The 13193-nt window shown below is 51.9% G+C and carries 14 protein-coding genes, 1 tRNA gene and 2 pseudogenes; 10 read left to right on the top strand and 7 right to left on the bottom strand.

Annotation, left to right across the window (positions count from 1 at the left end; genetic code table 11):
- Positions 1-19: 19 nt before the first annotated feature.
- Entirely contained in the window at positions 20-628 is a 609-nt protein-coding gene (locus DWF74_RS02820) for an NAD(P)H-dependent oxidoreductase (protein WP_115580261.1), read from the top strand.
- 574 nt (positions 629-1202) lie between these two features.
- Here DWF74_RS02820 and DWF74_RS02815 read toward each other — a convergent pair.
- A complete protein-coding gene (locus DWF74_RS02815; protein ID WP_115580260.1) occupies positions 1203-1691 on the bottom strand; it encodes an AAA family ATPase in 489 nt (162 codons plus the stop codon).
- Between the two features lie 367 nt (positions 1692-2058).
- Between DWF74_RS02815 and DWF74_RS02810 the strand changes: the two genes are divergently transcribed.
- The 3 genes from DWF74_RS02810 (at position 2059) to DWF74_RS02800 (ending at position 3263) form a co-directional block, all read left to right on the top strand.
- Positions 2059-2322: a DUF1652 domain-containing protein gene (locus DWF74_RS02810; RefSeq protein ID WP_102863157.1), complete on the top strand. Its 264-nt coding sequence runs from the start codon at positions 2059-2061 to the stop codon at positions 2320-2322.
- A 280-nt stretch (positions 2323-2602) separates the two neighbouring features.
- Complete coding sequence (locus DWF74_RS02805; protein WP_115580259.1) at positions 2603-2809, top strand: hypothetical protein; 207 nt, start codon at positions 2603-2605, stop codon at positions 2807-2809.
- Positions 2810-3176: 367 nt separating this feature from the next.
- A tRNA-Leu gene (locus tag DWF74_RS02800) sits at positions 3177-3263 on the top strand.
- A gap of 80 nt (positions 3264-3343) precedes the next feature.
- Here DWF74_RS02800 and DWF74_RS02795 read toward each other — a convergent pair.
- The 4 genes and pseudogenes from DWF74_RS02795 to DWF74_RS02790 form a co-directional block, all read right to left on the bottom strand.
- Positions 3344-4159: pseudogene (locus DWF74_RS02795) on the bottom strand (tyrosine-type recombinase/integrase); the annotation flags it as partial.
- 367 nt (positions 4160-4526) lie between these two features.
- Positions 4527-5300: a hypothetical protein gene (locus DWF74_RS30350; protein WP_162884062.1), complete on the bottom strand. Its 774-nt coding sequence runs from the start codon at positions 5298-5300 to the stop codon at positions 4527-4529.
- A complete protein-coding gene (locus tag DWF74_RS30345) occupies positions 5297-6583 on the bottom strand; it encodes a hypothetical protein (RefSeq protein ID WP_162884061.1) in 1287 nt (428 codons plus the stop codon). Before DWF74_RS30345 ends, DWF74_RS30350 begins: the two co-directional genes overlap by 4 nt.
- Before the next feature lie 395 nt (positions 6584-6978).
- Positions 6979-8126: pseudogene (locus DWF74_RS02790) on the bottom strand (IS3 family transposase).
- 371 nt (positions 8127-8497) lie between these two features.
- Between DWF74_RS02790 and DWF74_RS02785 the strand changes: the two are divergent.
- The gene (locus DWF74_RS02785; RefSeq protein ID WP_115580257.1) at positions 8498-9526 is read left to right on the top strand and encodes a hypothetical protein; all 1029 of its coding nucleotides are present in this window, start codon (positions 8498-8500) and stop codon (positions 9524-9526) included.
- A gap of 130 nt (positions 9527-9656) precedes the next feature.
- Complete coding sequence (locus tag DWF74_RS02780) at positions 9657-9881, top strand: hypothetical protein (RefSeq protein ID WP_115582409.1); 225 nt, start codon at positions 9657-9659, stop codon at positions 9879-9881.
- Positions 9882-10158: 277 nt separating this feature from the next.
- Here the strand turns inward: DWF74_RS02780 and DWF74_RS02775 are convergent, their stop codons facing one another.
- Positions 10159-10323, bottom strand: a complete 165-nt coding sequence (locus tag DWF74_RS02775) for a DUF4224 domain-containing protein (protein WP_115580256.1) — start codon at positions 10321-10323, stop codon at positions 10159-10161.
- Between the two features lie 475 nt (positions 10324-10798).
- Here DWF74_RS02775 and DWF74_RS02770 point away from each other — a divergent pair, with 475 nt between their 5' ends.
- On the top strand, positions 10799-11116 hold the full coding sequence (locus DWF74_RS02770) for a hypothetical protein (protein WP_102863229.1): 318 nt from the start codon (positions 10799-10801) through the stop codon (positions 11114-11116).
- 479 nt (positions 11117-11595) lie between these two features.
- On the top strand, positions 11596-11874 hold the full coding sequence (locus tag DWF74_RS02765; protein ID WP_102863230.1) for a hypothetical protein: 279 nt from the start codon (positions 11596-11598) through the stop codon (positions 11872-11874).
- 48 nt (positions 11875-11922) lie between these two features.
- On the opposite strand, the gene DWF74_RS02760 is transcribed toward DWF74_RS02765, so the two are convergent.
- Complete coding sequence (locus DWF74_RS02760; protein ID WP_115580255.1) at positions 11923-12633, bottom strand: hypothetical protein; 711 nt, start codon at positions 12631-12633, stop codon at positions 11923-11925.
- A gap of 151 nt (positions 12634-12784) precedes the next feature.
- Between DWF74_RS02760 and DWF74_RS30340 the strand changes: the two genes are divergently transcribed.
- Positions 12785-12931: a hypothetical protein gene (locus DWF74_RS30340; RefSeq protein ID WP_162884060.1), complete on the top strand. Its 147-nt coding sequence runs from the start codon at positions 12785-12787 to the stop codon at positions 12929-12931.
- Between the two features lie 62 nt (positions 12932-12993).
- Positions 12994-13125, top strand: a complete 132-nt coding sequence (locus tag DWF74_RS30755; protein WP_258009275.1) for a hypothetical protein — start codon at positions 12994-12996, stop codon at positions 13123-13125.
- Positions 13126-13193: the final 68 nt, after the last annotated feature.

Raw genomic sequence — 13193 nt, 5'->3', positions numbered from 1 at the left:
GTCCGCAGGAGTACTCGCCATGCATGCACTTATTGTTGTCGCCCATCATGATCCCAAGTCTCTCACCCATAGCCTTGCGGCGCAGATTGCCGAGGGGCTGGGGGGCGGTTCCGGGCATTCATTCGAGATTGCCGATCTCTGGGCTGAAGGGTTCGAACCACGCTTCGGTGCTGCCGATATTGCTGTGCATCGTACCCAGGTGCTTCCTCCCGCCGATGTGCTCGCCGAACAGGCACGGATCGACCGCGCCGATGCTCTGGTGCTGGTCTATCCGGTTTATTGGTGGTCCATGCCGGCGCTGCTCAAGGGCTGGATTGATCGCGTGTTCTCCAATGGCTGGGCCTTCGATTTTCGCGCGGACGCCAAGCTGGAGAAGAAGCTAGGGCGACTGAGCGTGCACCTGATAGGCGTTGCCGGGGCCGACGTTGGCACTTATGAGCGACATGGTTATCTCGGCGCGATGCAGACCCAGATCGACCATGGAATCTTCGACTACTGCGGCGCCAGGGTACTGACCTCGCAACTGATGTTTGACTCGGAGAGCGGCGATGTGGCGCCTTGCCTGGAACGGGCACGAGCGCTAGGGCAGGCACTATTCAGTGCCACCGCAGTCGTCGAGTCGGCGTGAGAAGAGGGCTGGAACCGTTTTCAACGCAGTATCACTTTCGTACAAAGCCTAGCCCCAGCAACACCAGGCAAAGGTGGACAGGCACAGCATCAGGGGCAGGGCGTCGAGAAAGTCATTCATACCCACACATTCCATTCAGGCAAGTGCCGGCAATTTAAGGTGAGCAACGTTGTCTGTCTGTTGCGATTCTGTGAATTTTCAGCGCATTTTCGTTTAACGGTGGACGGACTCTCGCACTGCGGTGATGGGCAATTCAGGCGCATCATCTTGGTGCCTAAAAAGGTGCGAGAAGGTGTGACATGAAACTAAAGTACTCAAAAAAAGTGTGGATATTTAATGACTTAGGTGATTTTATTTGCGTTTTTTTCTTCAAAATATCTTGTTACAGAATGTACTGTTCCGTTACTATAGCTCCGCGTTCACCTACCACGGTTTATGCATTTTTAGCCCCAAGTGTCCATCAGCTACTTGGGCTTTTTTTTGCCTGAAATTTGTCTCCGCCGCCTTTCTCGACGCACCCTTCCTACGCAAGCTTCAGAAGCCGGCCCGGCATTACGGGCGACAATCCCGCAATTCAATGCTCCAGGATGTGCAGTCCTTCTTCAGTCTGTGGAAGCTCGAAGTAACGGCAGATCAGCTCGAATTGTTCCTTGCTGGTACTAAAGGGGTGATCTCCCTGGCTGTTACGTTCCCGCAGTCTTCTCAGGCAGACATCCTCATCGACATTCAACAGGTGCAGTCGATGCTCGACCTGTGCTTGATCTGCCAAGGCTAGCAACCAGGCGCGTTGGGCCAAAGTATTGGCGGGGAAGTCCAGTACGACATTGTTGCCACCACGCAACAGACTGATCAGCAAAGGCTCCAGCGCGTTTTTCAGGCGCTGGGCATGCAGCGCATAGTCAGCAACTGAATGAATAAGGCCCGGATACAACTGCGCCAGCCATTGGTCCTCACAGATCAACACGCTGTCGGGAGCTTGGGCCAGTCGCTTGGCCAGTGTGGATTTACCCGAGGCGATCTTGCCGCACAGCAGGTGTAGAACAGCAGGGGGTGAGTGGCTCATGTTTGTCTCCTGGGGTTTGCGCTTCAGAAGACGGGTGATAAAACCCGCCTCCGAGGCGGGATGATTAGGGGTTGAACGACCGCTAGCCCACCTTGCTGATGCAGGCGGTCATAATCGCGGCGGGGCGGGACTGAAGATTCAGGTTCATAGGTTTGAAACTTACACAACTGACGGAAAAAAGCACAGCGCAGAATAACGCTGGAGAAGCAGGTAGACCCAGGCGATCAGTGCGTGGCTTGGCGCAGAATCTGCGCAGTAGAACTGAGAGGTAGTTAGCATTTGTTGTGTGTTTTTTCGATACAAAGGATCAGGCGCTGACCTATTCTGAATGGGAAAAATCCACAAAATTCCACACAGGCGATAAGCCATGCTCTCCACCAGCGAGCTTTGCCACATCTTGGAGTCCGGCTTTCTCCCGCTTTCCTGCGTCTGCAGCGTGCATCCCAGCGGCTCCCTGACGATCAAGATCTACGATGCCGATTCAGGCCGGGTGGATTTATTGTTAACCGGAGTCTCGACTGCCGAGCTCACCAGTGTGCGCGACATCTCCAACCTGATCGGCGAGTTGCGTACTGAGCTGCGGGCAGGGCGCAGAGGCTTTGCCGGTGGTTTTACCAACTACGCTGGTTAACACCCCCCGGTTGTCATTGGTGACAGTTGAACATGTCATTCCGAACGCATAGTTTTGTGGCGTTCGCCCGGTATCTATGACTCTTTACCGGTTCATGGATGGCGAGGTCATGTGTACTGGGCGAACTCCGTTGGCTATCGATGTGCTTATATCCAGCCCAGGGCCTGTAGTATCCCATCGCAGCGTCAGTATCTGGTCAATGAACCGGGACGCGGCATGCCATGACTTTTGACTCTTCGATCTGTCCTTGCGGATTGACTCGATATCAAGGACGACCTCCATGAACATAGGCAATACGCCTCCCGCCAATTACACCTACGCACAACTGTCAAAGGTGCTGGAAAACAACCGCACAGCGACCCAGGTCAAGGGCCCGGAGGCGCCAGTGGAACAGGCGTTTTCGACTCACCTGGAAACCGAGTTGGCCGCCCCCCAGGACGACTCGCTCAAACTCAAACTATCGTTGAATTTTCTGGCTGAAGCTTGAGACCTGCCAAGGGCCCGCTTCGCGCTGAACGGATTGCATGGTTTGACTGGCGCCCCTCTCGAATGAACTTGTGGCTGGTGATAAGTCTTTATAAATCAGTTGGTTGGATAAATTCTCCGTGTTAGTCTTGGCGCCGCTTAACAAGTCGACGCGATGTTTGATGACCCTATCCAGGATTATCAGACCGCCGCTGTAGGCTGCTGATTTACTGTGTTTTTTTACACAGGGCTCAGAGTGAAGGGAGAGGTTTTTTTGCCTGCTTCGACCTTGCTTCACAAGGACTGGATGTATATATTCCACACCCTGCTTTAAGCACTGGCCGGCCTGATGCCGATTGACTGTTCCAGTGCCGCGTGATCGCGCTACCGCCCGAATGGCGAAACTGGTAGACGCATGGGACTTAAAATCCCCCGCTCGTAAGGGCGTGCCGGTTCGATTCCGGCTTCGGGCACCATATATATCAAGGGGTTAGGCTTCTTTCATTGCTCCTTAGACAGAAAGCAAATTGCCGCAATCCTACAATGTTGCCGCAATCTACTTTGTTGGCGAGACCTTCTTACCTATCCGATTGCGAATGTAGTGCTCGGTCATGACGACAGTTGTGCGCCCAAGCTGGTCGCGTGCCTGCAGAATATCTCCGCTAGCTTCGAACTTCTCCATGCCTGCTTTTGCGCGCAGATCCCTCATTTGAAAATCAGCCTTTTTAACCCCGGCCGCCTCTCGAGCAAGGTCGAATCTTCTTCGTAGCATTGCGACCGTCAATGGTGTGCCATCTTCCAAAACGATCAGCCGCGTCGAGCGGAATTGGTGGGAGTCCTTCCTCGCCATTATTCGATCAAGAACTATCTTCAGTTCGCCAGTGATTTCGATGCGGCGCTTTGCCTTGGTCTTTCCTTGTTGAACAGTTAAGCGGCCATCGCGGATATCGCGTTCATCCATTTTCAATGTGTCGGCAATGCGCTGACCGGTCAGATAGAAGAGGTCCATTGCGTCCTGGAGCCCGACATCAGCTTTTCGTAAAACCCTCTGGAACAGTTCGTCTTTAACGTAGTTGTCTCGCCCCGTCTCCTTGTTACCCTTGATCCCTGTGCAGTGGGTGGCGAGAGCTGTATAGCCCTTATTACGGGCATAGTTCCAGATCGCACTAAATAGAGCCTTCTCCCGATCGGCGCGTACAGGCGCCGACTCACGCCAGGTCAGATACTGCCTAATGTGTATCGGCTCGATGTTATCGAGTGGGCCTGGTGGATCATCGAAGAAGGCGAGAAGGTTTTTCATCTCTCTGAAGTTATTCTTTTGGGTGTTTACGCCCTTTGTCGGAACAATCTCCACTAGATATTTTTCCGCCACTTTTAGCTAAAATGAAGAGAGAGGTAGATTCGTGTTTACCTGGTTAAGCAGCACTTATCCCCAATGACCTGGTGAATATCGCATTAAGTTGATAAACATGCTGATCAAGAGAAAATGCAGACTATTTCAGGCAGCACTACCGGAGAAATGGATCTTCGACATACCACCTGCACTGATAGCCATTATGAGAGCTCTGTTCTGCATTTCACTGGCAGTGCAGGGAATCATTCTAGTCATGAATGGTGGTACATGGACATCATTAGCTGGGTTGTTTACTCTCGCAAATTGCTAGCGCTTGCCCGATATGCAACCAGCTTGTGAGCAAAAGGGTATAACTAAGCCGGTTGTGGTTGGGGACGTACATTTTCTAATTGGTTAATTTTGAAACAGATATTTCGTATTGTTTTGCGGTTGTTTTTATGTTGTGTCTGTCGGGAAATAGGGAGTTTCTCCAAGATGCAAGTTGCATCCTGAGAGGTTCTAGAAATAGTTTCCAATTTTCCCATTCGCTATCACTACTATGAATTGAGTTGGCGACGGATAGCGAGTCTTTCGTGCTAGAACCTAAGACGAAGTAATCTCTCCAAACGCTTAATAGTCTTCCGGTCGTTTTTCGGTTGGAAGATTCTGAGCTTCGTTTGACAGCACCTTTTATAAACTCACCAAGCAGCGCTCTTTTTTTATCAAACAACTCGCTTCTTTGGGAGTTTGAAGCGCACTGGAGAGCTGATTCAGCCTTGATTCTATCAAGATCTTTGTAGCGAGGTGAATCCTTTATTGAGACGAAAGCGTCGAAGGCTTCACATTCAAAGCCAAAAGCTTGCCTAAAATTTCCAAGATTGTATTTTATACTATCCCATTCGCATGAGGCGAGAAATGAAGCATACTTATTTTCAACTTCGATATATGCTTGGTGCTCCTCAGTCGTTAATGGATTATTGAGCCAGCATTGTGAACGTTGGGAGTTTGCTCCAATTGATGTGCATATGGAGTGATTAAATAATACCTCTTTCATTGATTTGGAGGCCTTTGATATCTCATCCATTTCCGATTGAGTGCAAGCAGAAGCGTGAGAGTTTGGTATGCCTAAAATCATACTGGATGTCAGTAAACAGAGGGCGTAGAAATTAAGGGGGGTCATTGTCTTGCCTCGCTAATGGTTGGGCATTTCGCAATGATCTTTAACTCATTGTCATCAAAGAAAGCAGTGTCTTGATTTTCATCCCACCAATCACCAAGGCTCGTTGCTGAAAGAGTTCGGCAGCCTGTAATTCTACTTAGAAATCGAACGGATGAGTCCTTGACATCACTTGGGGGCGGGTTTTCCGTATTGTTAATTAGCTTTATAAACTCGTCTAGATCCGCTGTATTTCTATACCTGCGAACTTTTTCACGTAAAATAAGCGCCTCGGAGCGCTTCTCGAAATCATTGACGTCGCTCTTGAATTGATCTAGGTTTTCTATTTTTGCATTTGTGAGTGTGCTTGTTAAGTATGCTGACTTGGCTGCAACTAATGAAGGAACAATTATGTCGTCTTTGTTTACAATCAGAGACACAACAGGGCTTGTAATTATATCTTGTTGCTGAGCGGTTTTTGCTAAAATATTTCCATTTATTTCGTCATATACAAAGCTGCGTTTCCAGAAGTCGAGTTTTGACAGATCGCCCCTTGCTCTGCCAACCAATACAAATCGACCTGTCTTCAATGGAGTTAGGTAGGGCGTGCCAACGTTTCGCTCAGTCGATGATTTATAAAACTGAACGGAGTAATCAATAAGCATTTTATTACTGGTGTTGGCCAGGATGAGGCTAGCGGCACGCGTTGCGGTTGGTATGACCTGTGATAACGCCGGGTTTTGCAGAGCAAGAGCTACAGCCCCTCCATATTTAGAAACCTCTGATAATGTTTCCCTTGTGTCTAGATTTCTTTCCGTTGCAACATCCATTACGCGAACTCTAATCAAAGGAGGAACTTGGTCATCCCATACTTCTTGGTGAAAGACTAAAAGATTTGAGAAGTTCAAGGATTGCCCAGGAAGCACTCCTCGCTGATACCAGGCAACAATTGATTGGCTGGCTCCCTGGTTTTTTGCTGATATGTCGAGAATCACAGCAATGTCTTTTGATTCTTCCTTGTCGCTTTCTTTTAAGGCTTGAGGGAGTGATATGGAATTTATTATTATAGATAGTGGTTGGCCGTGGGTAGGATCATTTCGGGTGTTGGTGGCAGCTACTTGAAAGCTATTAAGTAGGGGGGTTTCAAATTCTTTGTTTGTCTGGCTTTGAAGATAGAATACCCTGTTGTCTGGATACTCAGGTGTATTGACAATATATAGGTCTCTTTCCGAGAAACCCGGCTGTCTCATGTTTGAACACCCAGTCGCTGCGACAAATGCCAGTAAGAAAACCATCCGTTTTTTCATATTGGTCACCTTGGGGGTAGCTAATTTTCTGCCTCTGGCTTGAGTCACATGCCCTATATCAAAAAGCTAGCATGCTTTTAGCAGCTGTCTATCACATCAGCGGCCTAGGGAATTTTTCGGATGCCCAGTACGCCAGCAAACGCGAACAGAACGGTTTCAACCGTAAGGGGTATCCATTACAGTTCGTATTGCTTGGCCTTGAGGGGGGCGATATCCAGATCATGTCTAGGTAGATCGGATGTCACGCAGAGGGGGGGCTATGATCGTGAGATCGGAATAGAGCGAAAGCTTCATCCGACCCACGCCGATCATAGTACTAACTTTGAGCATGACCACTCGCAAGGAATACGATTAAGCGGACGTACATGCCGGCGGCAATGACAGAAATGTAGTGGTCAACTAATCCCGGACACGACGTTAAGTTTTTCCTCGGCCCGCGCTGGAGCCAACCCATCGTTGAATTGATGAGGCCGAATCCAGTTGTAGCGATGCATCAAAAAATGGCTGATATCGCGCTGTGCTTCCTGCGCAGTTCGATAGCCCACGGTCGGTATCCATTCTGTTTTCAAGCTGCGAAATACGCGCTCCATCGGTGCGTTATCCCAGCAGTTTCCTCGTCGACTCATGCTTTGGCGCATGCGGTATCGCCACAACCGCTGGCGAAAGAGTCGGCTTGCATATTGCGATCCCTGGTCTGAGTGGAATAGCACATCCGAAGGCCTGACACGCTGCTCGTAAGCCATATCCAGCGCTTTGATCACCAGCTCAGCGTCTGGCTTTTCCGACAGCGCCCAGCCCACGATCCGACGCGTACAAAGATCCAGGACGACAGCCAGGTAATGCCACTTTCCTTGTGCACAAATGTAGGTGATATCGCCGCACCAGACTTGATTGGGCGCAGTCACGTCGAACTCGCGGTTCAATGTGTTCGGGATATCCAGTCTTTCTACTGTTGCTCGTTTGTAGGCATGGGAGCCGGGTTGTTTGCTGACTAAATCAAGCTCGCGCACAAGCTACGCACTTTGAATCGACCGAGTTGCTCACCGTCTTCACGCATCAGCGACAGGATGCTGCGACTGCCCGCAGAGCTACGACTTTGCGAGAACAGCTCACTGACGCGACTACGCAATCGAAGCCGTTCAACATCCGGCGTGCGGCGCCGCAGGCGCTGGGCGTAGTAGCACGAGCGAGTGACGTCAAACACCTTGCACAGCCAATCAACCGGCTCATGGGCGCTCAACTGGTCAATCAGCGCGAACGCTCGTGATCTTCCGACATCAAGAGCGCGGTAGCCTTTTTTAGTATTGATTTCTCTCGCTCAAGCCGAGCAATCCGGGCTTCCAGCTCCTGAATTTTTTGCTGTTCCGGAGTCAGTGCCTTGCTCTGCGGGGTGACGCCTTTATGTTCTTTCTGAATCTGGTCAACCCAGCGGCGCAATGCCGAGTGAACGGCTGGCTTCGATGTAGCTGTAGTTTTGTTTGAGCACAAGGTCGGCAGCCTCGCGCTTGAATTCAGGAGTAAAGGAGCGGCGTTGTTTGGTCATCTGACACCTCGATCTGGCGAGCATTCTCGCCTAAATGGGTGTCCGGTTTCATTAGACCACTACAAAACGCCTCCTAACGCAAACCATCGGATGTTGAAATGAGGCGTTTATTGGAACTGCTCCGAAAAAGCGGCCTAGGCCTTCGGGAGGTGACTTGGTTAGACGCTTAATCTGCATCCGCTTACCTGAATGTCTGGCTTGCCAAATGCGAGCGAATCTGGTGTCATTGCTGGGTCAGACTTTGCATGGTGGCCGTGCAAGCAAATTAAATCTGACTCCTACTCATGATTGAACCTGATTCGACGTCCAGCTTCGCGTCTAACGGCCCTACAAGCGCAGCTAACCCCAACGTCGAAGATTAGGGGATATTCATGTCTGCAAAAAATCTGCTCCAACCTCTCGCTGCTCAACTCCACGTATCGTTCTCGGCTTCTGGCCGCCCGTACGATCATCAGGTCATCCACCAACTGCTCCACGCTGCCATCGGCTCCGTTGCTCCGGAAGTTGCTTCCAAAGACAAGCTGCCTATCCAAGTTTGCCGCGCCAATGACACTGGACAGTACAACCTCTACGCGACAATCGAGCGTGCGAAGAAGTGCTTGGGATTGACTGATCTTCAAGCGGTCGGCGTAGCTGAAGAGGTCATCGAGTCACTACGAACTGCTGGGATCGGAGTGAACCAGGTTCGCCTGCTCCTCGACCCATCCTTTACCTCGAAGACTCGCAAGAAGGCCTTCAACGCGCTCTGCAAGAATCTGGACCTGAACGAGAACGGCGATAGATTCGCCCCGAAGACGGCCACGTTGGCCATCGCTGCTGGGATAGCGCCGCATCCAAAAACGTCTTGGAAGGATCGCTTCGCCCTAGCGGCGGCCTCCCCTATTCGCGGGCAAAGCGAGCTTGTCAGCATGGTTAATCGAAGTGAGTGTTATCTGTGGGTGTTTCCACCGACTGACCATCAAGCCACAGCTCCAGCGACGCACGACCGTTTCTTCGGCGAACAGACCCACCCGAGCGCTGAGATGGGCATGGGATTCAGTATTATCGATTCCGGCTGGACCCGCCCAAAATACCCGATGCTCTCCAAGCGGTCGAAAGAGATCTTTACCCAGTATTCGCTTTCTACCCCGATGTGGTCCTGGCGTACGCAAGGGAATACCTGGCGACTGGGAAATATCCTTCGCTCCAGAATCCTCGACGGCGCTCCTTGGAATGACGAGCCCCTAAGCGATGTGCTGCCGGATGGCCTGAAGTCCTTGCCGCGAATCCATGGGTGCGCCACCTGTCGAACACTGTTCATCGAGAAACACAGCGGCTATCCGGATGTGCCCACTCAGTGCCTGTGCGGTAGGCCGAGTACTAGCGACGACCAAGAGTCACCTGCTGCTCTCAATAGCTGATTTTTTCTTTCGGTGGCGGGGCTATGCCCCCTCTAGGGATTGGCTATGGGAGCGGGATTCGCTTACCCCAAACCTGAAGGCCCCACCATCAAACCAAGCGAAATGAGCTCAATTGCTCGCGGAGTTAACGATGGAAAACACAACCAAGAAACAAGAAGCCATGTCGCTTATCAACAGGCTCGCTGAGATAGCGTACGACAACGGGGTCGCGAATGGGTTTGAGGTCGGCAAACAATTCGGCTTTGTGGCCGGTGTCTTGAGCCTCAAAAGCGCCCTGTCCAGTGGAGTGCGGCATGGTTCGCCTGAATGCGGTAAGGCTCTGGAAAGCCTCAAGCGTATCGGGATCGACGAGTGAGTGAAGAGTACGGGCCGTACGCTGTAGGCGTACGGCCCGTACTTCTATTGAGCAAGATCAGCAGTCCAATGAGCTTGCAGGGTGTCTAAAAAAAATCCGGGGCGATTCATTTAGACTTGCTTGCATCATTCCGAACTCGAACAGAAATCTCTTCGCTTGCCATTTCTTCTTACCTATAGGGAAGGAGGTTACCCTGAGCTTAATCAGGGGGAAAACGACGCCTAAGCACTCCAGCGTAGACATGGTGGTCCGGCTACCTTTTTCCCTACAAGCCGATTTACTCACAAAACGACGCAAGCGCCGCGGTGATCACACAAGGCCAGACACTGCGTTTGATGGTGTGCCGAATTCCGTTTCGAACAAGCACGGAAATCTGCCCGGCCTTGGTCTTTGCTCCGGTCAGTTCGCCGACCTCTTGGTGCGATAAAAATTGAATGTCCATAGGGTATCCACGCCGCACGTAGCGGCAGAAGGTGGTTACTCGGCCTGCAGCCGGTAGTAGGTGGTGCACCGGCACCTTGGACAGATCATGTCGCTGACGCCCGAGCCGTACTTCTTGGTTGGCACTTTTAGCCGCTCGCTTTCCATGTCCTTGTTCTTGCAGCGGCAGCACTGAACTTTTATGACGGACATGCGTGTTTCCCGCCCGCCATCGCCGGCAGGCTTTCCGATTGTTGAGGGTGTTGTTTCAGATGGTGCTGATTTGCCCTGGCGTTGCGCCTGGCTGTGGTTTGCAGCGTTCGCCCGGCCTATCCCTTCATTTCAAGTCCAGGGCTCTCGGGTCTGGCGGACTCTTCTGGACCAGTCCTGTCGGAGTGTGACCCGTCCGCTGAGTTTTACGACTCAGCTGGCTTGGGCCGTGACGGTTTTGTTGAACTTAGGTAACTTGGCATTTTCCCTTCACGGATGACGGACTCATGCCAAGAACGAATCGTATTGCAAAAAATGCCCTGAGCATCTCGCTGCTGGGCCTACTAGTCACTAGCACATTGGCCTTGGCAGAAACTCAAAAGGTGACCGATCTATTAAGCAGTGGCTATGAGATCAAAGCCGCCTACCAGTCGCCAGCAAGAGTTGGCACGGTTCACTTTCTAATCTTGCAAAAAGGCTCGTCTGCGTTCCAATGTATGAGCTACGGCTCCGAATTAAGGCCGAAATTCTTCGACTATTCCAACACCTACTCTTGCGCAAAAGTTCAGGATCTGATTCCGGTCCAGCCTAACCTCGGGCAATGAACCAAAAGTGCATTTACGGTTATGGGTAACGCTGGATTTGGTCTAGGCCGCGCAGGTTCGGCAACGTCATTCATGGCCTTGGCCCCGTGTAGATGTTCCAGGCGAGGTAGAGCAGGGCGGATCATGGCTGCACCTCCAGATCGCGGCGGACTTGGCTGTATGTCTCGACGTGCCCACAAGGCTTGATCCAGCTGTGAACGACCAGCTGAAGGCTGAGTAGGGTTCGCCGCGCAGGCCGCCGCACCGCTGGCAAATCCGCGGGAGCGTCACGGTGATTGAGGCTTGGACCGCGTGCTGCTACCGGGCCGGGATGGTTACCGTTCTTTCTTCAGGCATGACTTCGTCCTTGGCCGCTATAGCGGCTGAATTAAATGTGGGGGAGGGGTTACTGCTGGGGAGGGTTGGGCAGCCGCTGCTAAGGGGAATTAAGGGGGGGTGAAAGAGGGCATGCTTCGACAAGAATCCACCCTGGAACTACTGTGGTTGAAAGCGGCAAGGGTGGCCTCATCATGTTCAATCAATATCCAAATCAAAAATTTGCTCGGCGGTTGTTCTTTTCAGGGGGGCTATTGATGCTGGGCGTAGCGATCGCCGTCCTTGTTAGTACTGATTGGATTGGATTTTTATTGACTGTTGTGGTTTCGAGCATCTTTTTCATACCCGCGTTCATCCTTAGCGAAAAGGCCTTTGAACGCTTTGTAAAAGCGATGGGCAAGATCAGCTTTCTGGCTCCAGTCATTCGATTTTTCAGCGGCTGAATTAGATGAGAGTTCGATTTTTATGGGTGGAGTACAAATGTACTCCTTTCAGGATTTGGCTGGTTCAGCTTTCACGGCCAGGCCCTCTACCGCCTCGCTGTAGATGAACTTGATCTGGTCCCACGGGATGGTGTGTTTTTGCCCGTACTCGCCTTCAGCGTCGCAGATGTCGCAGCCCTCTGTGGGGTCCTCCAGCTCGCAGCATTCAGGGCATTCTGTGATAACTCGAAGCTTGAACTCCCCAAGTAGCAGGGCCTTGGCGCCGTTCTCCGCTGTAAGGTGGCGGGGCATGATGCTGTAGCCGTCGGGCACCACCGCAACCGGCGCGCTCGGCTCTGCGCTGTAGAGCGCGCCACACCTCACGCAGTCGCTACGAAGCGGAACGAACGCATGAGCTCCTTCTGCGCAGAGGTCGTTGATCGGCTCTACGCTGGCGGATAGTGCGGTGTGCGCAACCGTGCGATCTTCAATGAAATCGGGCTCATCGCCGCACCAAAGGATATTCAGCGGTTCTCCGCTTACTGTGTCCCAGTTCCCACTCTCAAAGTGGTAATGCTCCCGATCGGCGCAGAATTTCAGGGCCTTGCGCAGAGCCTCGACCTCCTTCTCCAGCCGCTTCGCTTCATCGAACCAACTCCGGCGCGATAGCTCGCGCTCGTTGTCGCTGAAGGTGAGAGCGCCTATCTGCTCGTCCTTGGTGTTTAGGTCGGACTGAAGGGCAGCTACTCGATGTTCCTGGTGTTGGGTTTCTGTGGGCATGGGGCGTCCTATCCGGGGCTTGCCCGGTTGGTGTTGTGGGGGGACGGAAGGCCGGAACCAACTAATTGCGCAAACGGACTTGCGTTTTTGAGATCAGAGATACCCTTACAAGTACGAGCGGTTTTTACCGGTTAGCTTAACGAGGGGCTCTATGGTGATTATTAGAATCTTTGACGATTTGCTTAGCGGCTACATCGCTTCCGGTAAATGGGATGAGAAAGCTCATCAGAAAGCTGCAGCAGCTGCCGATGAAATGCTCAAAGAATATGATCGTCGCGTAAGGCAAGCAGGCAGTTAAGTTTTCCTCGTAGCGACATAAGCACAGCCATCGTGCTGGGCTTTTTTACATCTGGAGCCACCATGGCCTTCTACGACGAAATGGCCGTGATGGCTCTGGAGATGATCACAGAGTTCGGCCAAACCGTGATCATCCGCGACATCAAACCCGGCGAGTACGATCCTAATACAGACTCGGCCGGCCCTGACACGTGATATTGCCGCTCGACTCCACCTTGTCTGTGCCAGCAATGGCGCGCAAATCACGCATCTGGAAGTCGGGT

This window comes from Pseudomonas protegens (assembly GCF_003363755.1).
GTDB classification, from domain to species: Bacteria; Pseudomonadota; Gammaproteobacteria; order Pseudomonadales; family Pseudomonadaceae; genus Aquipseudomonas; species Aquipseudomonas danubii.
Note: the sequence above shows the minus strand (reverse complement) of the source record. Positions and strands in the feature narration are given on the sequence as shown.

What these genes read in the sequence shown, in the direction of transcription:
- DWF74_RS02820 (WP_115580261.1), top strand. Translation starts at nt 20, where the DNA reads ATGCATGCACTTATTGTTGTCGCCCATCATGATCCCAAGTCTCTCACC.
- DWF74_RS30340 (WP_162884060.1), top strand. Translation starts at nt 12,785, where the DNA reads ATGGTGATTATTAGAATCTTTGACGATTTGCTTAGCGGCTACATCGCT.
- DWF74_RS02780 (WP_115582409.1), top strand. Translation starts at nt 9,657, where the DNA reads ATGGAAAACACAACCAAGAAACAAGAAGCCATGTCGCTTATCAACAGG.
- DWF74_RS02815 (WP_115580260.1), bottom strand. Translation starts at nt 1,691, where the DNA reads ATGAGCCACTCACCCCCTGCTGTTCTACACCTGCTGTGCGGCAAGATC.
- DWF74_RS02805 (WP_115580259.1), top strand. Translation starts at nt 2,603, where the DNA reads ATGAACATAGGCAATACGCCTCCCGCCAATTACACCTACGCACAACTG.
- DWF74_RS30755 (WP_258009275.1), top strand. Translation starts at nt 12,994, where the DNA reads ATGGCCTTCTACGACGAAATGGCCGTGATGGCTCTGGAGATGATCACA.
- DWF74_RS30350 (WP_162884062.1), bottom strand. Translation starts at nt 5,300, where the DNA reads ATGACCCCCCTTAATTTCTACGCCCTCTGTTTACTGACATCCAGTATG.
- DWF74_RS02785 (WP_115580257.1), top strand. Translation starts at nt 8,498, where the DNA reads ATGTCTGCAAAAAATCTGCTCCAACCTCTCGCTGCTCAACTCCACGTA.
- DWF74_RS02770 (WP_102863229.1), top strand. Translation starts at nt 10,799, where the DNA reads ATGCCAAGAACGAATCGTATTGCAAAAAATGCCCTGAGCATCTCGCTG.
- DWF74_RS30345 (WP_162884061.1), bottom strand. Translation starts at nt 6,583, where the DNA reads ATGAAAAAACGGATGGTTTTCTTACTGGCATTTGTCGCAGCGACTGGG.
- DWF74_RS02775 (WP_115580256.1), bottom strand. Translation starts at nt 10,323, where the DNA reads ATGGACATTCAATTTTTATCGCACCAAGAGGTCGGCGAACTGACCGGA.
- DWF74_RS02810 (WP_102863157.1), top strand. Translation starts at nt 2,059, where the DNA reads ATGCTCTCCACCAGCGAGCTTTGCCACATCTTGGAGTCCGGCTTTCTC.
- DWF74_RS02760 (WP_115580255.1), bottom strand. Translation starts at nt 12,633, where the DNA reads ATGCCCACAGAAACCCAACACCAGGAACATCGAGTAGCTGCCCTTCAG.